17 protein-coding genes and 1 tRNA gene are annotated in these 20054 nt (G+C 68.8%); 12 read left to right on the top strand and 6 right to left on the bottom strand.

Annotated elements, in window-relative coordinates; all coding sequences use genetic code 11:
- Positions 1 to 54 precede the first annotated feature (54 nt).
- Positions 55 to 1212, bottom strand: a complete 1158-nt coding sequence (locus EEY80_RS10655) for an acyltransferase family protein (protein ID WP_164738221.1) — start codon at positions 1210 to 1212, stop codon at positions 55 to 57.
- Positions 1213 to 1667: 455 nt separating this feature from the next.
- Here EEY80_RS10655 and EEY80_RS10660 point away from each other — a divergent pair, with 455 nt between their 5' ends.
- The 11 genes from EEY80_RS10660 to EEY80_RS10710 all read left to right on the top strand — a co-directional run bounded on the left by EEY80_RS10660 (position 1668) and on the right by EEY80_RS10710 (position 12255).
- The gene (locus EEY80_RS10660; RefSeq protein ID WP_235829800.1) at positions 1668 to 2603 is read left to right on the top strand and encodes a GlxA family transcriptional regulator; all 936 of its coding nucleotides are present in this window, start codon (positions 1668 to 1670) and stop codon (positions 2601 to 2603) included.
- Between the two features lie 135 nt (positions 2604 to 2738).
- The gene (locus tag EEY80_RS10665) at positions 2739 to 3923 is read left to right on the top strand and encodes an ABC transporter substrate-binding protein (protein WP_126976553.1); all 1185 of its coding nucleotides are present in this window, start codon (positions 2739 to 2741) and stop codon (positions 3921 to 3923) included.
- 116 nt (positions 3924 to 4039) lie between these two features.
- Positions 4040 to 4843, top strand: coding sequence for an ABC transporter ATP-binding protein (locus EEY80_RS10670; RefSeq protein ID WP_126976554.1), 804 nt, complete (start codon positions 4040 to 4042; stop codon positions 4841 to 4843).
- Positions 4840 to 5550: an ABC transporter ATP-binding protein gene (locus EEY80_RS10675; protein ID WP_126976555.1), complete on the top strand. Its 711-nt coding sequence runs from the start codon at positions 4840 to 4842 to the stop codon at positions 5548 to 5550. The genes EEY80_RS10670 and EEY80_RS10675 overlap by 4 nt, the downstream gene beginning before the upstream one ends.
- A gap of 1 nt (position 5551) precedes the next feature.
- The gene (locus tag EEY80_RS10680; protein ID WP_126976556.1) at positions 5552 to 5944 is read left to right on the top strand and encodes a hypothetical protein; all 393 of its coding nucleotides are present in this window, start codon (positions 5552 to 5554) and stop codon (positions 5942 to 5944) included.
- Positions 5944 to 6951 carry a branched-chain amino acid ABC transporter permease gene (locus tag EEY80_RS10685; RefSeq protein ID WP_126976557.1) on the top strand — a complete coding sequence of 336 codons (1008 nt, stop codon included), beginning with the start codon at positions 5944 to 5946 and terminating at the stop codon, positions 6949 to 6951. Before EEY80_RS10680 ends, EEY80_RS10685 begins: the two co-directional genes overlap by 1 nt.
- Entirely contained in the window at positions 6948 to 8273 is a 1326-nt protein-coding gene (locus EEY80_RS10690; RefSeq protein WP_126976558.1) for a branched-chain amino acid ABC transporter permease, read from the top strand. Before EEY80_RS10685 ends, EEY80_RS10690 begins: the two co-directional genes overlap by 4 nt.
- 83 nt (positions 8274 to 8356) lie before the next feature.
- Positions 8357 to 8632, top strand: coding sequence for a BrnT family toxin (locus EEY80_RS10695; protein ID WP_126976559.1), 276 nt, complete (start codon positions 8357 to 8359; stop codon positions 8630 to 8632).
- On the top strand, positions 8625 to 8846 hold the full coding sequence (locus EEY80_RS10700) for a BrnA antitoxin family protein (protein WP_235829795.1): 222 nt from the start codon (positions 8625 to 8627) through the stop codon (positions 8844 to 8846). Before EEY80_RS10695 ends, EEY80_RS10700 begins: the two co-directional genes overlap by 8 nt.
- A gap of 175 nt (positions 8847 to 9021) precedes the next feature.
- Positions 9022 to 11442: a GcvT family protein gene (locus tag EEY80_RS10705; protein ID WP_126976561.1), complete on the top strand. Its 2421-nt coding sequence runs from the start codon at positions 9022 to 9024 to the stop codon at positions 11440 to 11442.
- Positions 11443 to 11655: 213 nt separating this feature from the next.
- Positions 11656 to 12255, top strand: coding sequence for a nucleotidyltransferase family protein (locus EEY80_RS10710; RefSeq protein ID WP_126976562.1), 600 nt, complete (start codon positions 11656 to 11658; stop codon positions 12253 to 12255).
- 19 nt (positions 12256 to 12274) lie between these two features.
- On the opposite strand, the gene EEY80_RS10715 is transcribed toward EEY80_RS10710, so the two are convergent.
- The 4 genes from EEY80_RS10715 to ypfJ all read right to left on the bottom strand — a co-directional run bounded on the left by EEY80_RS10715 (position 12275) and on the right by ypfJ (position 18892).
- A complete protein-coding gene (locus EEY80_RS10715) occupies positions 12275 to 14764 on the bottom strand; it encodes a Hint domain-containing protein (RefSeq protein ID WP_126976563.1) in 2490 nt (829 codons plus the stop codon).
- A 143-nt stretch (positions 14765 to 14907) separates the two neighbouring features.
- Positions 14908 to 17223 carry a Hint domain-containing protein gene (locus EEY80_RS10720; protein ID WP_126976564.1) on the bottom strand — a complete coding sequence of 772 codons (2316 nt, stop codon included), beginning with the start codon at positions 17221 to 17223 and terminating at the stop codon, positions 14908 to 14910.
- A 671-nt stretch (positions 17224 to 17894) separates the two neighbouring features.
- Positions 17895 to 17978: transfer RNA gene (locus EEY80_RS10725), tRNA-Leu, on the bottom strand.
- A 68-nt stretch (positions 17979 to 18046) separates the two neighbouring features.
- Positions 18047 to 18892, bottom strand: coding sequence for a KPN_02809 family neutral zinc metallopeptidase (gene ypfJ, locus EEY80_RS10730; protein WP_126976565.1), 846 nt, complete (start codon positions 18890 to 18892; stop codon positions 18047 to 18049).
- Between the two features lie 285 nt (positions 18893 to 19177).
- Here ypfJ and EEY80_RS10735 point away from each other — a divergent pair, with 285 nt between their 5' ends.
- A complete protein-coding gene (locus EEY80_RS10735; RefSeq protein WP_205749090.1) occupies positions 19178 to 19693 on the top strand; it encodes a disulfide bond formation protein B in 516 nt (171 codons plus the stop codon).
- A gap of 33 nt (positions 19694 to 19726) precedes the next feature.
- Here EEY80_RS10735 and EEY80_RS10740 read toward each other — a convergent pair whose 3' ends face one another.
- Positions 19727 to 19972, bottom strand: a complete 246-nt coding sequence (locus EEY80_RS10740) for an usg protein (protein WP_126976665.1) — start codon at positions 19970 to 19972, stop codon at positions 19727 to 19729.
- Between the last annotated feature and the right edge of the window lie 82 nt (positions 19973 to 20054).

Consider the following 20054-nt stretch of genomic DNA (forward strand, 5'->3'; position numbering starts at 1 on the left):
CGCCGGTCCCCTGCCCTGCCTAGCCCCGCAACGCGCCGCGCCGCAGCGCGCCGGTCAGGTCGCCCGCGCGGCAGGGGGCGCGGGCTCTCTCGCCGGCCGGCGGCGTGCGGCACCGTTCAGCAGGAACTGAAGCCAGGGCCGGGCCGCGACCGCCTGTGCCAGCGCCCAGGACAGAAGGAAGGTGCCGGCGATGATGACGAGGTACTCGGCGGCCGGCGGCAGGGCCAGCCACAGGAACAGGCTGCCGAGGATCACCACCAGCGGCTGGTGCACGAGGTAGATGGTGAAGGAGGCATCGACCAGCCGCCGCACCGTCCGGTTCTCGTTGTCCGACACCCGCCGCAGCAGGCCCAGCACCACCGCCGAGACGAGGATCGCCGCCGCCGGCTGGAACAGCCAGGCGAGCCGCCCCTCCTGCGTCGCCGCGGCATGCAGCGACAGGCCGAGGGCGGCCGCCGCGAGCAGCAGGACCGGCGGCGACAGCGTGGCGAAACCCTCAAGCGCGGCGCGGTCGAGCCAGAACCAGACGCCGAGCGCGAAGAACGGCAGATACAGCACGATCGCCTCGACATAGACGAAGCCCATCGCCGTCTTCACCGGCAGGCCGAACCGGTCGCGCAGCAGCATCCAGTCCTGCGACCACAGCGTGACCGCCACGACCAGCACCGCCAGCGCCACAAGACGCGGCAGCCGGGGCAGCCCGCGCGCTGGCGGCAGCCGCCAGCCCGTCGCCTGCAGCGCCATCGTGGCCGTGGCAAAGCCGAGGCTCAGCCAGAACAGCGTGAGCAGAAACCACAGATGGCCCCAGTTCCACCAGGGCTGGCGCAGCTGATACAGGAATTCGCCCGGCCGGGTCCCGGGCGGCGCGCCGGGCTGCAGGAAAGCCTCGGCCGCGATCTGGAAGGGGATGATCAGAATCATGGCCGCGACGAAGGGCAGCAACAGCCGTTGCATGCGCTGCCGCATCCAGGCCTCCGGCGTCCGCCGGCCGATCATCATCGCGGAAAAGAACCCGGCGATGATGAAGAACAGCTGCATCCGGAAGTTGCTGGAGGCCTGCGACAGCAGGCCGAGGGCCATGCTGTCCTGCGGCGAATCTGCCCGCCAGCTCATGCCCGGATGGTAGATCAGCCCGGCGTGGTAGGGGATGCCCAGCACCATGCACAGCGCGCGGGCGGAATCGAGGAAATGAAAGCGTTCTGAAGACGACACGACCGATCCAATAAATCGAAGAATGACGACGGCAAATGCACGGTCGGCACCGAAAGTTCCCCGCCCTGCCGCGCTGCGGCATCCGGGGGGCGAAGCCTGCCTGTTCCTGCGGCAGAACCCGCCGAAGGGCGCCCGCCGGCCGGGCATCGGCAGCATGGGCGTGCCGGGCGCCGGGGCGGTTCACGCGAAGGGCATGAGCGGCCCCTTGCGGGCGGGTGAAATATGCTGCTTCTGTGCATGTAACGACATCTTCAGGTCGCAAAATGCGCGAGCCCCGGTCCGCCGACATGACAAGCCACCCCAAGCTGCGCAGTGCCGATCCCCTGCGCACCGCGCCCATCTTCTCGCCGCCGCCGCCGCGCGCCGTGATCCCCGGCGGCGGATCGGATCCCCGCGCCCCCGCCGAGGGGCAGAAGCCGCGCCGCTTCGTCTTCCTGCTGCTCGACCGGTTCACGATGCTGGCCTTCGCCGGCGCGATCGAGCCCTTGCGGCTGGCCAACCAGGTGGCGGGCAAACCGCTCTATTCCTGGCGGCTGGCGGGCGAAGGCGGGACCGAGGCCATCTGTTCCAACGGCGTGGCCTTCCGTCTGGACATGGGGCTCGAGGAGATCGAGCGCGAGGACACCGTCTTCGTCTGCGGCGGGCTCGACGTGGCAGAGGCGACGACCCGGGGCGTGCTGAACTGGCTGCGGCGCGAGGCGCGGCGCGGCGCGACCATCGGCGGGCTCTGCACCGGATCCTGGTCGGTGGCCAAGGCCGGCCTGCTCGACGGCAAGCGCGCGACGATCCACTGGGAAAACCAGGACAGCTTCCTCGAGGAATTCGAGCAGGTGAAGCTGACGAAATCCGTCTTCGTCATCGACGGCAACCGCATCACCACCGCCGGCGGCACCGCGACCATCGACCTGATGCTGAAGCTGATCGCCGCCGATCATGGCGAGGATCTGGCCAATACCGTGGCCGACCAGCTGATCTACAACACCATCCGCACCGACCAGGACGCGCAGCGCCTGTCGATCCCGACCCGCATCGGCGTGCGGCATCCGAAGCTGAGCCAGGTCATCCAGATGATGGAGGCCAATATCGAGGAGCCGATCAGCCCCGCCGACCTTGCCGAGGATGTGGGGATGAGCACGCGGCAGCTGGAACGGCTGTTCCGGCGTTATCTGAACCGCAGCCCCAAGCGCTATTACATGGAATTGCGGCTGCAGAAGGCGCGCAACCTGCTGATGCAGACCGACATGAGCGTGATCAACGTGGCGCTGGCCTGCGGCTTTGCCAGCCCGTCGCATTTCTCGAAATGCTACCGCGCGCATTATTCCACCACGCCCTACCGCGAACGCGGCAGCCATGGCAGCCATCCTGCCGCGGTGCAGCGCCTGTCGATCTGAACCGGGCCGCTCCGGGACCTGACCCCAGGGCAGGTGACGCGGACAGGCCCGATTCCGCCGCACATGCGCTTCACAAGCGGAGGACCGCGCACTAGCATCCGCCGCAGGACAATGATCCAACAAGGGAGTTCACCAATGAAAAGGCTGCTTCTGGCCTCGGCCGCCTCGCTCGTGGCCGCGTCTGTCGCGGGTGCCGAGGAAATCAAGCTCGGCATCTCGGTCGGGTTCACCGGCCCGCTGGAATCGATGGCACCGCAGATGGCAGAGGCCGCCGAGATGGCGATGGCCGAGGTAACCGAATCCGGCAAGCTGCTGGACGGCTCGACCCTCGTGCCGGTCCGCGCCGACTCGACCTGCATCGATGCCGCCGCCGCCACCGCCGCGGTGGAACGCATCGTCACCACCGACCGGGTGAAGGGCATCGTCGGCGGCATGTGCTCGGGCGAGACCACGGCGACGCTGCAGAACGTCGCGATGCCGAACGGCGTGGTGATGATCTCGCCCTCGGCCACCTCGCCCGCGCTGTCGACGCTGGAGGATAACGGGCTGTTCTTCCGCACCTCGCCCTCGGACGCGCGGCAGGGCGTGGTGATGACGGAAATCATCATGGACCGCGGCATCGACAACGTCGCCGTGACCTATACCAACAACGACTACGGCAAGGGCCTGGCGGACAGCTTTGCCGCGGCCTTCACCGAAGCCGGCGGCACCGTCACCATCAACACCCCGCACGAGGACGGCAAGGCCGACTATTCGGCCGAGGTGGGCGCGCTGGCCTCGGCCGGCGGCGACGCGCTGGTGATCGCGGGCTATGTCGACCAGGGCGGCGCGGGCATCCTGCGCGGCGCGCTCGACACCGGCGCCTTCGACACCTTCGTCTTCCCCGACGGCATGGTGGGCTCGGCGCTGGAAACCAACTTCGGCACCGAGATCGAAGGCTCCTTCGGGCAGAACCCGGCCTCGGCCGGCGCCGGCCGCGACGCCTTCCTCGCCATGGCGACCGAGGCGGGCTTCGACGGTACCTCCTCCTTCGCGGCGGAATCCTATGACGCGGCGGCGCTGATCATGCTGGCGATGGCGGCGGCGGGATCGTCCGACCCGGCGACCTACAAGGAAAAGGTGATGGAGGTCGCCAACGGCCCCGGCGAGCCGATCCTTCCGGGCGAACTGGGCAAGGCGCTGGACCTGATCGCCGCGGGGACCGACATCGACTATGTCGGCGCCACCTCGGTCGAGCTGATCGGCGCGGGCGAAAGCGCCGGCTCCTACCGCGAGATCGAGTTCGCGGGCGGCAAGCTGACCGAGGTCGGCTACCGCTGAACCGGCGGATGGCGCTTGGGCAGTCCGGGACACCCGGACTGCCTTTTTCCTTATAATAAAGCCCGATAACGGGCGTCTTTCGTGCAGCGCACGAAAATCAGGGGTTCCTTCATCGCATGATCGTCGTTGACGACCTTCACAAGCATTTCGGCGGATTCCGGGCCGTCGATGGCGCCAGCCTGCGGATCGAGACGGGCTCGATCACCGGGCTGATCGGGCCGAACGGCGCCGGAAAATCCACGCTGTTCAACGTGATCGCGGGCGTTCTTCCCCCGACCTCGGGCCGGGTGGTGATGGATGGCGAGGACATTACCGGCCTGCCGCCGCATGAGCTGTTCCACAAGGGGCTGCTGCGCACCTTCCAGATCGCCCATGAATTCAGCTCGATGACCGTGCGCGAGAACCTGATGATGGTCCCCGCCGGCCAGTCGGGCGAGACGCTGTGGAACGCCTTCTTCCGCCGCGCCGCGATCCGCGAGGAGGAGGCCGCGCTGCGTGCCAAGGCGGACGAGGTGCTGGATTTCCTGACCATAAGCCATCTGGCCGAGGAAAAGGCCGGCAACCTGTCCGGCGGGCAGAAGAAACTGCTGGAACTGGGCCGCACGATGATGGTCGAGGCGAAGATCGTCTTCCTCGACGAGGTCGGCGCCGGGGTGAACCGCACCCTGCTGAACACCATCGGCGACGCGATCGTGCGGCTGAACCGCGAACGCGGCTATACCTTCTGCGTGATCGAGCATGACATGGATTTCATCGCCCGGCTCTGCGACCCCGTCATCGTGATGGCCGAGGGCAAGGTTCTGGCCGAGGGGCCGGCCGACCACATCATGGAAAACGAGGCGGTGATCGAGGCCTATCTGGGCACCGGGCTGAAGAACAAGGTGAAGGCGGCAGAAACCGCGGCGGGGGCCGGCGCATGAGCGCCCCCTATCTGAGCGCCGAGGGCATGACCGGCGGCTATGGCGCGGCCGACATCCTGCACGACTGCACCCTGACCGTGGATCGCGGCCAGATCGCGGTGATCGTCGGCCCCAACGGCGCGGGCAAGTCCACCGCGATGAAGGCGGTCTTCGGGATGCTGCGGCTGCGGGCCGGGCGGGTGACGCTGGACGGCGAGGACATCACCGCGCTGTCGCCGCAGGCCCGGGTGGCCAAGGGCATGGGGTTCGTGCCGCAGGTCGCCAATGTCTTCCCGACGATGAGCGTCGAGGAAAACCTGGAAATGGGCGCCTTCCTGCGCCGCGACGACATCCGCGCGACGATGGAACAGGTCTATGCGCTGTTCCCGATCCTGCGCGACAAGCGCCGCCAGAACGCGGGCGAACTGTCCGGCGGCCAGCGCCAGCAGGTCGCGGTGGGCCGGGCGCTGATGACCCAGCCGAAACTGCTGATGCTGGACGAACCCACGGCGGGCGTGTCGCCCATCGTCATGGACGAGCTGTTCGACCGGATCATCGAGGTGGCACGCAGCGGCATTTCCATCCTGATGGTGGAACAGAACGCCCGGCAGGCGCTGGAAATCGCCGACCGCGGCTATGTGCTGGTGCAGGGCGCCAACCGCTTTGCCGATACCGGCGCGGCGCTGCTCGCCGATCCCGAGGTGCGCCGCACCTTCCTGGGGGGCTGAGATGCGCCACCCGATCATCGCACTTCTCGCCTCGTTCGCGGCGGCCGGCCCGCCCGCCACGGCGCAGGACATGAGCACCGACCCCGCCTATGTGCTGCGCTGCCATTTCATCCGGTCCTGCATCGGCGGCGGCTGTGGCGAGGAAGATTACGACACGCTGCTGGAAATCGACGGCGCGGCGGCCACCTTCCGCGACGCCCAGGTGGAACTGCCGATGCTGGGCGGGTTCGACCCGTTGAGCGGTCAGGTCAGCTTCGCCTCCGAACCCGCGGATGACGCGGCCTATTTCATCACCGTCTTCGAAGATGGCGCGGCGATCCTGTCGATCCATGCGCGGGCCGATGGCGACGCCGTCGGCATCACCTTCGACGGTGCCTGCCGGGAAGACATCTGATGGACATCCTGAACGCGATCGTCGCGCTGGCCAATTTCGTGCTGATCCCCGCCGCGGCCTATGGCGCGCAACTGGCGCTCGGCGCGCTCGGGGTGACGCTGATCTATGGCATCCTGCGCTTTTCCAACTTCGCCCATGGCGACACCATGGCCTTCGGCACCGCGATGGTGATCCTCGTCACCTGGGCGCTGCAGGGCGCGGGCATCGGCATCGCCCCCCTGCCCACGGCGCTGCTCGCCCTGCCCTTCGGCATCGGGCTGACGGCGGCGCTGGTCTTGGGCACCGACCGGGCCGTCTATCGCTTCTACCGCCGGCAAAAGGCCGCGCCGGTGATCCTAGTCATCGTGTCGATGGGGGTGATGTTCGTGATGAACGGGCTCACGCGCTTCATCATCGGGGTCGAGGACATCGCCTTCGACGACGGGGCGCGCTTCATCGTCAATGCCCGCGCCTTCCGCGACGCGACGGGGCTGGACGAGGGGCTGGCCCTGCGGTCCACGCAGGTGATCACGCTGGTCACGGCGCTGGTGGTGGTGGTCTGGCTGTTCTGGTTCCTGAACCGCACCCGCACCGGCAAGTCGATGCGCGCCTTTTCCGACAACGAGGATCTGGCGCTGTTGTCGGGCATCAACCCGGAACGGGTGGTGATGTATGCCTGGCTGATCGCCTCGGCGCTGGCCACCATCGCCGGCACGCTCTATGGCCTCGACAAAAGCTTCAAGGCCTTCAACTACTTCCAGCTGCTGCTGCCGATCTTCGCGGCGGCCATCGTCGGCGGCCTCGGCAACCCGGTCGGCGCCATCGCCGGCGGCTTCCTGATCGCCTTTTCCGAAGTGGGCGTCACCTATGCCTGGAAGAAGGTCGCAGGCTATGTCCTGCCCTTCTGGGAACCGGACGGCCTGCTGCAGCTGCTGTCCACCGAATACAAGTTCGCGGTCAGCTTCGTGATCCTGATCGCGGTGCTGCTGTTCCGCCCCACGGGCCTGTTCAAGGGGAAATCGGTATGAGCGGACGGGTCGCAACCTCGGGGGCCTCGCGCGCACGGACGGCGCTGCTGTTCGCCGGCATGGCCGCGCTGATCCTGCTGGAGGGGCTGACGGGCGGCTGGAACACCGCGCTCGGCATCCTGAACATGGGGCTGATCTCGGCGGTGATGGCGCTCGGCGTCAACATGCAATGGGGCTATGCGGGCCTCTTCAACACCGGGGTCGTGGGCTTCGTCGCCATGGGCGGGCTCGCCCCGGTGCTGATCGCCATGCCCCCGGTGCGCGAGGCCTGGGCCGCGGGCGGGCTGCGGATGGGGCTGGCGCTGGTCTTCGCCGTGGCCGTGGTGGCGGCGGCGGTGCAGGTCTGGCGGCGGCTGCAGGGCCGGTCACGCGGGCTTGCCACCGCGGGCGTGCTGGTCGCGGGCTTCTTCGCCTATCGCGCGCTCTTCGACCCCGCGGTCGCGGCGATCGAGGCGGTGAACCCCGCCGCCGCGGGCTATCTCGGCGGGCTCGGCCTGCCGGTGCTGCTGTCCTGGCCGGTGGGGGCGATCCTCGCCGCCGGCGCCGGCTGGATCGTGGCGAAGACGGCGCTTGGCCTGCGGTCGGACTATCTGGCCATCGCCACGCTGGGGATCGGCGAGATCATCGTGGCGATCCTGAAGAACGAGGACTGGCTGGACCGGGGCGTGAAGAACGTCATCGGCATCCCCCGCCCCGTCCCCTACGAGATCGCGTTGCAGAACGACCCCAGCTTCGTCGCCCGCGCGGCGAGCCTCGGGATCGATCCGGTCACCGCTTCGACCGTCTGGGTGAAAATCCTCTATGCCGGGATTTTCGCCGTGGTGCTGCTGGCGCTGATCTGGCTGCTGGAGCGGGCGCTGAATTCGCCCTGGGGCCGGATGATGCGCGCCATCCGCGACAACGAGACGGCAGCCGAGGCGATGGGCAAGGACGTGAAGCGCCGGCACCTGCAGATCTTCGTGCTAGGTTGCGCGGTGATCGGGCTGGCGGGCGCGATGATGATCACGCTCGACGGGCAGATGACCCCGGGCAGCTATACGCCGCTGCGCTTCACCTTCCTGATCTGGGTGATGGTGATCCTCGGCGGCTCGGGCAACAACTGGGGCGCGATGCTGGGCGGCATGCTGGTCTGGTACCTCTGGATCAAGGTGGAACCCTGGGGCAATGCGCTGATGGGCCTCGTCACCTCGGGCATGGCCGACGGATCGGCGCTGAAGGCGCATCTGATCGCCTCCTCGGCGCATATGCGGCTGCTGACCATGGGGCTGATCCTGCTGGTGGTGCTGCGCTTCAGCCCGCGGGGACTGCTGCCGGAGAAGTGAGGCTGTCCTCCGGTCGCCGGGGCGGCGCCGATACCCTTCGGCGGGGCCGTCCTTGCGCTTGTCTTTTTTTGTAGTAACATCAAATGAGCAAGGTCGAGTTCGATCCGTCGAAGCGCAAGGAAACGCTCGAGGTCAGGGGGCTGGACATGGCCGAGGCGGCCGACGTGTTCGCCGGCCCCCACCTGACATTCGAGGATGACAGGCGCGACTATGGCGAACGCCGGTTTCTGACCGTGGGCTTCATGGCAGGCAGGATGGTCCTGATTGCCTGGACCCCGCGCGGTGCCCGCCGCCGCATCATCAGCATGAGGAAGACCAATGAGCGAGAGCAAGCGATCTGCGGCCCCCTCCTTGGATGACCGGCCGGATGACGATCTGCCGGACATGTCCGCGCCCTACTGGACGGAAAGGATCGGCAAGGCCGAGGTGACGCGGGGACGGCCGAAATCCGACCGGACGAAGATCAGCACGACGATCCGCCTGAGCCCCGAGGTCATCGCGCATTTCAAGGCGGGCGGCCCCGGCTGGCAGAGCCGGATCGACGAGGCGCTGCGCAAGATCGCCGGGCTGTAGCCGGCCCGTCCGGCGCCCGCCAAAGGGGCTGCAGGGTCGGCCCTTGGGCGTCGATATCCCTTTCTTGCGCAGCAAAACCCTGTCTCCGACATTCGGTGTCGCAATCCGCCTTGCCTCCTGTCGCCCCGCGGGATGATCTGGCCGGGAAACCCCGCGCCGCGAACAGGAGACCGCGATGAAATCCCATACCCGTGTCTGCGTGATCGGCGGCGGCGTCGTCGGCTGTTCGGTGCTGTATCACCTGACCCGGCTCGGCTGGTCGGACGTGATGCTGATCGAACGGTCGGACCTGACCTCGGGCTCGACCTGGCACGCGGCGGGCGGGTTTCACACGCTGAACGGCGACACCAACATGGCGGCGCTGCAGGGCTACACGATCCGGCTCTACAAGGAGTTGGAGGCGATGACGGGCCTTAGCTGCGGGCTGCACCATGTGGGCGGGGTGACGCTGGCCGACAATCCGGCCCGGTTCGAGATGCTGAAGGCCGAACGCGCCAAGCACCGCTACATGGGCCTCGATACCGAGATCGTGGGGCCCGAGGAGATCCTGAAGCTGACCGAGGGGATGGTGAATCTCGACGGCATCATCGGTGGGCTTTACGACCCGCTCGACGGGCATCTGGACCCCTCCGGCACCACGCATGCCTATGCCCGCGCCGCAAGGATGGGCGGGGCCGAGATCGTGCTGCACAACCGCGTGCTGGAAACCAATCCCCGCCCCGACGGGTCGTGGGAGGTGGTGACCGAACAGGGCACGGTGATTGCCGAACATGTGGTCAATGCCGCCGGCCTGTGGGCGCGCGAGGTGGGGGCGATGGCGGGCGTCTATCTGCCGCTGTTGCCGATGGCGCATCAGTACCTCGTCACCGACGACGTGCCCGAGATCATGGATATCCTGAAGGCCGGCCGCGAGTTTCCGCATGTGATGGACCCGGGCGGCGAAAGCTATCTGCGGCAGGAAGGCCGGGGCTTCTGCATCGGCTTCTATGAAAAGCCCTGCGAACCCTGGTCGGTGGACCGCACGCCCTGGGAGTTCGGCCACGAACTGCTGAACGAGGATTTCGACAAGATCGAGGAGTCCGTCGCCTTCGCCTATCGCCGCTTCCCGGTGCTGGAACGCGCAGGGGTGAAGCGGGTGATCCACGGTCCCTTCACCTTCGCCCCCGACGGCAATCCGCTGATCGGGCCGGTGCCGGGCCTGCGCAACTACTGGTCGGCCTGCGCGGTGATGGCGGGCTTCAGCCAGGGCGGCGGCATGGGTCTGGCACTGGCCCAGTGGATGATCGAGGGAGAGGTCGAACGCGACCCGCGGGGCTTCGACGTGGCGCGCTTCGGCACCTGGACGACGCCGGGCTATACCGTGCCCAAGGTGATCGAGAACTACCAGATGCGCTTCTCGGTCAGCTATCCGAACGAGGAACGCCCCGCCGCCCGGCCGTTCCGGATGACGCCGATGTACGACATCTTCGACGGCATGGGCGCGGTCTGGGGCCAGCAATACGGGCTGGAAGTGGTGAACTACTTCGCCCGGGGCGACGAGCCGCGCCATGAGGAGCCGACCTTCCGCCGGTCCAACGCCTGGGAGGCGACGGCGCGCGAGGTGGCGGCGGTGCGTCAGGGCGTCGGCATCAACGAGCTGCAGAATTTCGGCAAGTATCTGGTGCGGGGGCCGAAGGCGCGCGACTGGCTGAACCGGATCATGGCGGGCGCGATCCCGAAACCGGGGCGGATGTCGCTGACCCCGATGCTGGCCGACAGCGGCAAGATCATCGGCGATTTCACCGTGTCCTGCCTGTCCGGGACGGAATTCCAGCTGACCGCCAGCTATGGCGCGCAGGGCTGGCACGGGCGCTGGTTCGACAGCCATGCCGAAGAGGGTGTGACGGTCGAGAACATCTCGGACAGCCGCTCGGGCTTCCAGATCGCCGGGCCGAAGGCGCGCGAGCTGCTGGCCCGCGTCACCCGATCGGATGTGTCGGCCGATGCCTTCCGCTTCATGGACGTCCGGCCGATGACGGTGGGCATGGCGAAATGCCTCGTGCAGCGGGTCAGCTATACCGGCGATCTGGGGTATGAGATCTACTGCGACCACATGTCGGTGCGGCATCTGTGGGACGTGCTGTGGCAGGCGGGGCAGGATCTGGGCCTGACCCCGTTCGGGATGCGGGCGATGATGTCGCTGCGGCTGGACAAGTGGTTCGGCTCCTGGGGTCGGGAATTCGCGCCGGATTACACGCCGGCCGAAACCGGGCTCGACCGCTTCATCCGCTGGGACAAGGAGTTCATCGGCAAGGCCGCCGCGCAGGCCGAGCGCGAGACAGGCCCCGCGCGGGAACTCGCCCGCTTCGTGGTCGAGGCCGACGGGGCCGATGTCGTGGCGTGGGAGCCGATCTGGCTGAACGGCGCGGTCGCGGGCTTCTGCACCTCGGGCGGCTATTCGCACCATACCGGCCACTCCTGCGCCATGGGCTTCCTGCCCGCCGGCGCCGCGCGTGAGGGGCTGGCGGTGGAGATCGAGATCCTCGGCCAGCGCCGCCCCGCCCGGCTGGTGACGGCGCCGCTGTGGGATGCGGACGGCGCGCGGATGCGCGGCTGAGCCGGCTCGCAAGGCAGGGCGGCAAAGGGGGCGCCTTTTCAGGCGGACCGCGCCGCAGCGGTCCGGGTGACAGGGCCGCGGGTCGTGCTATATCGCGTCTGCTGGCGCGGGACATCGACCGCCGCGGATCGGCCGTCGGTACGCTCGGGGCGTCATGGTCGGGGACGCGCCAGCACCGCCCCTACCGGGATATCTGGGTCAGGAGCAGTGAGCATGACCATCCCCCTTGCCCTGATCTGCGCGGCCGGATCGTCCTCGCGGATGCGCGGCAGCGACAAGCTGATCCAGCAGGTGGACGGCGTGCCGGTGCTGCGCCATGCGGCAGCGGCGGCCCGGGCGGCGGGGATGCTGGTGGCGGTGGCGCTGCCGGCGGCGGGGCCGTTCCGCGCCGGACGGCTGGCGGCGCTGCAGGGCCTCGAACTGACGGCGCTGCCGGTGCCGGAGGCGGCCGAGGGGATTGCGGCCTCGATCCGCGCCGGGGCGGCGGCGGCGGAGGCGGCGCCGGGGATCATGGTGCTGCTGGCCGACATGCCCGAGATCGGTGCCGAGGATCTGGCGGCCGTGCTGGCGGGCTGGTCGGGCGACCCCGACCGCGTCGCCCGGGCCACGGCGGCGGACGGGCGGCCGGGCCATCCGGTGCTGTTTCCCCGCCGGCTGTTCCCGCGGCTGGCCACGCTCACCGGCGATGCGGGCGCGCGCGGAGTGCTGGCGGGCGAGGATGTGCTGCCTGTCCCCCTGCCCGGCAGCCGCGCGCTGACCGACCTCGACACGCCCGAGGACTGGGCCGCGTGGCGGGCGCGGTCGGGGCGCTGATCCGGCGCGCCGATCCGCCTCAGGCGGCGAACAGCGCCCGCGCCTCGTGCCGCTTCAGGCTGGGCCGGGCGGCGTGCCAGCCCGCGAGGTCCGGGACGCCGGAGAGTTCGGGGAAGATCCGCAGCAACTCGTCGCGCTGCGGGTCGTCCATGCCGCCGAGGCTGCGCGCGCCGGGCTGGAAACTTTCGGTCCAGGCGCCCTCGGCGCGGATGATCTCGTGCCGGTCGAACAGCAGGTGCAGGTAGGTCACCGCACCGGTGCGGCGGCGGCTGACGCCCGGAAGTCCGCACAGATGCAGCGCCGCCACCAGCACCTCGGGCTCGCCGAACAGCAGTTCCGCGCGGCTGCCCTCGACCAGCATCCGGTGCTGCGGCGACACCTCGATATCCCGTGCCGGCAGCCCCTCGCCGAGCGCGCCGGCCGCGATCCGCACCGGGGCAAGCCGCGGGTCGGCGGCGACGGTCGCGGCGGGGATGGTCCGCGCGCCTGCCCAGCGGACCGGTTGCAGCCCGTGGTCCCGGGTCAGCACCAGATCGCCCGCCGCCAGCGTCTCCACCGGGCGGGGCCCGTCGGCGGTGTCGATCAGCGCGCCGGGGGTGAAGCAGGTGACGATCGTCTCGATATTCTGGAATGTCAGCGTGCCCGCAAGATTGCCCTGCGCGTCGTAATACTGGACATAGCCGTCGCGGCCGTTCCCCTCGGCATCGAGACCGGTATAGGTGATCCGCTTCGACCCGCCCGGCAGGTTCGAGCCGCTCAGGTCCAGCACATCGGCGTCGATGCCGGTGCCGCTGCCGACGATGGTGTCGCCGATGCCGTCGCCGGGCGCGGCGATGTAGATCACATCGGCATCGTCGCCGCCCTCGATCAGGTCGGCGCCGGCGCCGCCCACAAGGGTGTCCGCGCCCGTTCCGCCGCGCAGCGTGTCATTGCCGCTGCCGCCCGCCAGATAGTCGGCACCGCTGCCGCCGAGGATCGAGTCATTGCCCTCGTCGCCATAAAGCAGGTCGTCGCCGCCCGCGCCGTCCAGCGTGTCGTTGCCCCCGCCGCCGTAGAAGACGTTGGTATAGACGTCGCCGCCGCTGCCCTGCCCGTCGAAGCCGGTGACGCGGTCGCCATAGGCCGAGCCATAGACGCCGTCGATGCCGGACAGCACGTCGCCCTGCGCATCGCCGCCCGAGGCGGTGTTGGTGCCAAGGTTGACGGTGACCCCCGCGCCCGAGGCGCTGTAATCGGCATAGTCCATGCCGGTGCCGCCCGCGAGCGTGTCGGCCCCCGCCCCGCCCGCCAGCGTGTCGTCGCCAAGCCCGCCGTCGAGGGAATCGGCATCGGTGCCACCCGACAGGCTGTCATTGCCGTCATCGCCGGACAGCGTGTCCGCGCCCGCACCGCCGGACAGGGTGTCGTTGCCGGTGCCGCCGGACAGGTTGTCGGCGCCATCGTCGCCCGACAGGCTGTCGGCGCCGTCATTGCCCTGCAACGTGTCGTTGCCCGCGCCGCCGGACAGGGTATCGTTGCCGGTGCCGCCGATCAGGCTGTCGGCGCCGTCGCCGCCTGACAGGCTGTCGTTGCCGTCATCGCCCAGCAACGTGTCGTTGCCCGCACCGCCCGACAGCGTGTCCGCCCCGGCGCCGCCCGAGAGGCTGTCATTGCCGTCATCGCCCGACAGGCTGTCATTGCCGTCGTTGCCCGACAGCGTGTCATTGCCGAAGCCGCCGGCGATCGTGTCATTGCCGCCGCCGCCCGTGACCACATCGGCATCGGGGGCGGGAACGGCGGTGAACTGCACGTCGCTGACGGTGACGAGCTGCCCCCCCGTCCAAGTATTGGCATAGCCGATCTCGATCCGGCTGACCGGCCCCGGGATGCTGACCAGTACCGAGCCATTGGCGCTGCTGGCGCTGTCCTGCGTCAGCCCGGCGGTGATCGTGTTGCCGCTGACCGCGTCATTGCCCGCCGGGGTCAGCGTCACCGGAACCGCATTGCCATTGGCGTCATAGGCGGTGACGGTGACGATGTCGCGCCAGTTGTTGCGCGAGGCGTCGATGTCGTTGATGCGGAAGCTGACGTTCTGGACGCTGTCGCTGTAGAGGCTGCCCGAGGAGGCCGCGAAGTCGAGGCTGACGGTCGAGGTCGCGCCGGATTGCCCGCCGCCGTCCAGCCGCGCCGCCGAATTGGTGGCATAGCTCTCGCCGTTGGCGCGGTACTGGGGGTTGCTGGTTTCGACCCGCAGGCCGGTGCCGCCGCCGGTGTCCTGGTAGCCGACGGTCACGTCGATGCCGCCGGTGTTCTGGGTGAAGCCGCCCGAGATGTCGGCCTCGTCCGCGCCCGCCTGCGACCAGTTCAGGTCGAGCTGGGTGGCGGTGGCACCCGAGGCCGGCCCCGCGACGATCGTGTCATTGCCCTCGCCGCCCGAGATGGTGTCGTTGCCGGCCCCGCCGGTCAGCGTGTCGGCCGCAGAGGTGCCGGTGATCGATTCATTGTCGGACGAACCGGTATAGGTCGCCATTGCCTTCCGCCCTTCTAGCGGCGGTCCCGCCGTTGGAACGGAAAAGGGACCGCATGATTGATGCGATCCCTAGGGGGCAATTCTGGCGGAATCTCGGCGCGCCCGCGTCGTCTTTGCGCGCGCGCCGGGTGCGGAGCGGGCCGTCAGCGACCCAGCAGCGCGGCCTCGTGACGCTTCAGCGTGCGGCGGGCGGCGGCATAGCCGTCGATGCCCTCGCGCTGGCGCAGTTCGGGGAACAGTTCGAAGATCTCGCCCCGCTGCGCATTGCCCATGCCGGCCAGCGTCTGCTCGCCGGGCTGGAAGCTTTCGGTCCAAGCACCGTTGGCCAGCACCACCTCGTGCTGGTCGAACAGGAAGTGCAGGTAGGTCACGCCGAGCGCATCGACATTGCGGACGCCGCGGTTGTCGACCAGATGCTTGGCCGCCACCAGAACCTCGTGCTCGTCGAAATACAGCGCGGTGCGGTCATTGGCGACCAGCATCCGGTGGTTCGGGCTGACCAGCATGTCGCGTTCCGGCAGGCCGTTGCCGAGGCTGCCCTGACGGATCAGCACCGGCTTCAGATGGCTGGCGCGGCCCAGGGCAGCGTGGTCCAGCGACTTGCGGCCGATCCAGCGGATTTCCTGGATGCCGTTGTCGCGGGTGATGATCCGGTCGCCGATGCGCAGTTCCTCGACCAGACGTTCGCCCTGCGGGGTGGCGATGGCGGTGCCGGGCGTGAAGCAGGGCACGAGGTTCTCGATCTCGTGGAATTCCAGCGACCCGGTCAGGTTGCCGTCCTTGTCGTAATAGTCGACGAAGCCGTCCTTGCCGTTGCCGTTGGAGTCGGTGGTGACGTCGCGCAGCTTCAGATAGCCGTCGGGCGCCGCCGATCCGGTCAGGTCAAGCGTGTCGTAATCGTCGCCGCCGGCGCCGCCATCGACGGTATCGCCGATGCCCTCGCCCTGCCCCACATGGATGGTGTCGCGCCCGTCGCCGCCGCCGACGCTGTCGGCGCCCGCGCCCGCGTCGATCCAGTCGTTGCCGGTGCCGCCGAGGACGGTGTCCTCGCCCGCGCCGCCCGACAGCGAGTCATTGTCCGCGCCGCCGTCGATGAAGTCGTCGCCGCCCTTGCCGGTGATCGTGTCGTTGCCGGCATTGCCCCAGAACTGGTTGGTGTAGGTATCTTCCGGCGCGGTGCCCTGATGGTCGAAGCCGGTCAGCGTGTCGCCGTATTTCGAGCCGATGACGCCGTCGATGCCGCTTTCGATCTTGTCATTGGCCGCGTCGCCGCCCGCCAGGCTGCCCGTGGTGAGGTCGACCTGCACCGCCGCGTTCGAGGCGGAGTAGTCGAGGTTGTCCTGCCCGGTGCCGCCGACGAAGGTGTCCGCGCCCGCGCCGCCGACGAAGCGGTCGTCGCCCGCGCCGCCGTCCAGCCGGTTGGCCCCGGTGCCGCCGATCAGCACGTCGTTGCCGGCCTCGCCATAGATCGTGTCGTTGCCGTCGCCGCCGTTCAGCGTGTCGTTGCCGGCGCCGGTCTCGGCGGCGCCCGTGTCGAAATAGACGTCGGAGACATAGACGGTGGAGTCGCCCGAACCGACATTCTCGTGCACGATCTCGATCTTCGAGACCGGGCCGGGAATGGTCACGGTGATCGAGGATTGGGCGTCGGTCTGGGAATAGTCGGTGGTGCCGCTGGCGGTCGCCGTCTCCTTGCCGGCGACACCGTCCTTGTCGCTCAGCGTGATCTTGCTGCCGCCCGCGATCTCGACCGGGATCTTGTTGCCATGTTCGTCATAGGCGAAGATCTGGACCTGGCCCTTGTTGGCGTCGATGTCCGAGATGTTGAACTGGACGTTCGTCACCTCTTCCGAGAATTCCAGCTTGTAGGTGCTTTTCTCGTGGCTGTCGGCATCGGACCGCAGCGCCGAGTTGTCGTTGACCGCGCTGCCGTCGCCGGTGATGCCGCCGACATAGTTGCCGTCATCCTCGTAATAGCTTTGGGCGTTGGAGCCGCTGGAGCTCGGGACCGTCACCTTCACCGACACGTCGCCGGTATCCTGGGTGATCGTCCGGCCGGCGAGCGACTCGCCGTCATCGACCGTGTCGCCCGAATACCAGGCGCTGCTGTCGGGCAACTTGCTCCACTCGAAGGACTCGCGGCCGGTTTCCGGTGCCAGCGCCTTGTCGCCATAGATCAGGTCGTTGCCCGCGCCGCCCTCGACGCTGTCGTTGCCGGACCCGGCATAGACCGTGTCATTCGCCGCCCCGGCAAGGATCGTGTCATTGCCCGCGCCGGCATCGACGATGTCCTCGTCCTTGCTGAAGGTGTAGGTCTTCGCGTCACCCGCGTCGATCCGGTCGCCATCGGCATCGACATAGCCCGCGTTGATGAGGTTGGCGCCGCTGGTGCCGCTGACGATGCCGTCGCTCTTGCTGCTGCCGTGATCGTCGCAATCGTCGTCGTGCTTGTAGGTCATGTCTCGCCACTCCTCATCGTCCGGTCCGGCACGGGCGGTGCCGGTCGCGAGCCTGCAGGAGAGAGAAACGCAGCCGGAGGTCACGGAAAGACCGCCCGCCGGAGACACTATTCCGGCGCGTGGGACGGAGAGCAGTCATCCGTCCGAAAGGCATGTCGTCCGTGCGCCCGAGGCGCGTCGTCTCACCAGCCGCCCCCACGGCCTCGGTCCTGATCTGGACAAGGTTCGGGATACCGCCGAGTTCCGCGCGACAGAAGCGAAAAGTGTCGCGATCGTGGCCATTTGCGTCAGGCCAGTGGCAGGCCAACCGCCCGGATTGTCGCGGTTTTTCTTGCCTTGCGCGAGTGGCGTCCGGCCAGCGCCCGCGAGGACAAGAGGCTATGCCATTGATTTGATGTGAACTTGTCGTGAGGTGCCCTGATCCCGACACGCGTCATGGTTGCAGGCTGTTTCCATATTCCTGCGCCTTCGCGCCTGCCGGAACGTCGCCGACCGGCAGAAGATGTCCAAATCATGGCGCTGCGATTGACCGCGTTCTGGCGACAATCCGTCAAATCTTAACCGAATGGCCAGATCCGGATGCTGCGCTGCGCGAATCTCTTTTCTGAACTCCGGGCCGGCCGGCGGGTGCGGCGGATGGGTCGCGGGCTGCGCTGTCGATCCGTCTGGAATGGTGCCCGAGGTCGGACTCGAACCGACATATCTTGCGATGGCGGATTTTGAATCCGCTGCGTCTACCATTCCGCCACTCGGGCCGCGGTCCCTGCTCTAGCGCCGCCGCCGCGCTCTGACAAGACGGCTGCGGGCGGACGGCCCCAGGCGGTCAGAGAGTCTCGGCGGCGAAGGTGTCGCAGTCGGAGGGATCGCCGTTGCGATAGCCGCGGCCGAACCAGTCCTGCCGCTGCGCCGAGGTGCCGTGGGTAAAGCTGTCCGGCACCGGCACCCGGCCGGCCTGCCGCTGCAGCCGGTCGTCGCCGATGCGCGCGGCCGCGTTCATCGCCTCGGCGATGTCGCCGGGCTCGATCGAGCCGAACTGCGCCTCGGCATGGCGGGCGAAGACGCCCGAGAAGCAGTCCGCCTGCAGCTCGATCCGCACCGACAGCGCGTTCGACTGCGCCGCCGAGGCGCGGGCGCGCATCGCGTTCACCTCGGACAGGATGCCGAGTTCGTCCTGCACATGGTGGGCCACCTCATGGGCCACGACATAGGCGGCGGCGAAGTCGCCCGAGGCGCCCAGATCCCGCGCCAGCGTTCCGAAGAAATCGGTGTCGAGATAGACGCGGCCGTCCGTCGGGCAGTAGAACGGGCCCGTCGCGCCCGAGGCGCCGCCGCAGGCCGACTGGGTGACGCCGCTGAACAGCACCAGCGTCGCCGGGTCATAGCTGCGGCCCATCTGCGCGAAGATGTCCTGCCAGACCTCTTCGGTATCGGCCAGCGTGACCGAGACGAATTCCCCCATCTGCCGGTCCTCTTCGGACAGGGCGGCGCTGTCGCGGGGCGCGGGGCCGGGATCGCCGGACAGGATCGGGGTCAGGTCGACGCCGAAGAACAGGTAGATGGCGACAATGGCGATCATGCCGACGCCGCCCACCTGCACGGCGCCGCCACCCATCCGCTGTCCGCGCCGGTCGTCGATATTGCGGCTGCCGCGCCGGCCCTGCCATCTCATCCGCCGTCCTCCCTGCCCACCACCGCCGGTCCGCCGCCTGCGGCCGCGCTGTCAGCACATGCCGGACCGGCCCCCGCGGTTCCCGCGCCCCGGTGGAGCCCGAACAGCCCCGGTTGACGCTGCTGTCCGGCAGATGATCCCAAAACCGTGTGCAGCGCCAGCTTCGGCTTGACCTGCCCCCGTCTCCCGCCGCAATCATGCGACCGAAACCTGGCCGGGCGGAAAACCGCCGATCCCGGACCCGGCCTGCCATGCGCGGGGGCGGGCCCGAAGCGGAGCATGAAGATGGCAGCCTTCTGGAATATTGCGCGCCCGTCAGAGGGGTTGGACCGGTTCAGGATCCTGTGCCTGATCGCCGCCGGCGGTTCGGCGGCGCTGCTGGCGGGCGCGCTGATATTCCAGGCGCTCGGCTTCGCGCCCTGCCCCATGTGCCTGTGGCAGCGCTGGCCCCATGTCGCCGCCGTCGGCATCGGCGCGGTGGCATTGCTGCTGCCGGCCCCGGCGCCGGTCCTGCGCGGGCTTGCCCTGGCGGGGGCGGCGGCGGCGGCCTGCACCTCGGCGCTCGGGCTCTATCACACCGGGGTGGAGCGGGACTGGTGGCAGGGGCCGACCAGCTGCACCTCGTCCAGCGTGCAGGGGGTCAGCGCCTCGGACCTGCTGAACCAGATCATGGCCGCGCCGCTGGTGCGCTGCGACGAGGTGGCGTGGCAGTTCCTCGGCCTGTCGATGGCCAGCTGGAACGCGGTCTTCAGCCTCGGGCTGGTGCTGGTCTGGCTGGCGGCGGCCCGCCGGGCCGCCTGAGGCCGCGCCCGCCCTTCCCCGGTGACGGGTGGGTCAGTGCAGGGTGAACTCGCCCACGACGTTGCGCCATTCGCCCGGCGCGATCAGCTTGCGATGAGTGAAGCGCACCGAATGCAGCGGCCCCTCGATCTCTTTCTGCCAGAACTCGACGAAGGCGAAGAGCCGGGGGTGATCCGGGGCCAGGTCGTAGTCCTGCCAGACGAAGCTGTTCAGCACATGCCGGTAATCCGGCATCCGGTAGAAGAATTCCGCCGTGGTCAGCCCATAGCCCTTCAGCATCAGCTCCGTCTCGCTGCGCGGCGGGGCCGCGGACGGGGCTGAGGGCGGGCCCGAGGGCGATCCGGGGTCGTCGTTCCGTGGC

Origin of the sequence: Frigidibacter oleivorans, assembly GCF_003993775.1 — a bacterium.
In the GTDB taxonomy this organism is placed as follows: domain Bacteria; phylum Pseudomonadota; class Alphaproteobacteria; order Rhodobacterales; family Rhodobacteraceae; genus Frigidibacter; species Frigidibacter oleivorans.

Excerpts from the sequence above, each read along its gene's own strand:
- EEY80_RS10660 (WP_235829800.1), top strand. The coding sequence starts at position 1,668 with ATGCTGGCCTTCGCCGGCGCGATCGAGCCCTTGCGGCTGGCCAACCAG.
- EEY80_RS10665 (WP_126976553.1), top strand. The coding sequence starts at position 2,739 with ATGAAAAGGCTGCTTCTGGCCTCGGCCGCCTCGCTCGTGGCCGCGTCT.
- EEY80_RS10670 (WP_126976554.1), top strand. The coding sequence starts at position 4,040 with ATGATCGTCGTTGACGACCTTCACAAGCATTTCGGCGGATTCCGGGCC.
- EEY80_RS10675 (WP_126976555.1), top strand. The coding sequence starts at position 4,840 with ATGAGCGCCCCCTATCTGAGCGCCGAGGGCATGACCGGCGGCTATGGC.
- EEY80_RS10680 (WP_126976556.1), top strand. The coding sequence starts at position 5,552 with ATGCGCCACCCGATCATCGCACTTCTCGCCTCGTTCGCGGCGGCCGGC.
- EEY80_RS10685 (WP_126976557.1), top strand. The coding sequence starts at position 5,944 with ATGGACATCCTGAACGCGATCGTCGCGCTGGCCAATTTCGTGCTGATC.
- EEY80_RS10690 (WP_126976558.1), top strand. The coding sequence starts at position 6,948 with ATGAGCGGACGGGTCGCAACCTCGGGGGCCTCGCGCGCACGGACGGCG.
- EEY80_RS10695 (WP_126976559.1), top strand. The coding sequence starts at position 8,357 with ATGAGCAAGGTCGAGTTCGATCCGTCGAAGCGCAAGGAAACGCTCGAG.
- EEY80_RS10705 (WP_126976561.1), top strand. The coding sequence starts at position 9,022 with ATGAAATCCCATACCCGTGTCTGCGTGATCGGCGGCGGCGTCGTCGGC.
- EEY80_RS10710 (WP_126976562.1), top strand. The coding sequence starts at position 11,656 with ATGACCATCCCCCTTGCCCTGATCTGCGCGGCCGGATCGTCCTCGCGG.
- EEY80_RS10715 (WP_126976563.1), bottom strand. The coding sequence starts at position 14,764 with ATGGCGACCTATACCGGTTCGTCCGACAATGAATCGATCACCGGCACC.
- EEY80_RS10720 (WP_126976564.1), bottom strand. The coding sequence starts at position 17,223 with ATGACCTACAAGCACGACGACGATTGCGACGATCACGGCAGCAGCAAG.
- ypfJ (WP_126976565.1), bottom strand. The coding sequence starts at position 18,892 with ATGAGATGGCAGGGCCGGCGCGGCAGCCGCAATATCGACGACCGGCGC.
- EEY80_RS10735 (WP_205749090.1), top strand. The coding sequence starts at position 19,178 with ATGGCAGCCTTCTGGAATATTGCGCGCCCGTCAGAGGGGTTGGACCGG.
- EEY80_RS10740 (WP_126976665.1), bottom strand. The coding sequence starts at position 19,972 with ATGCTGAAGGGCTATGGGCTGACCACGGCGGAATTCTTCTACCGGATG.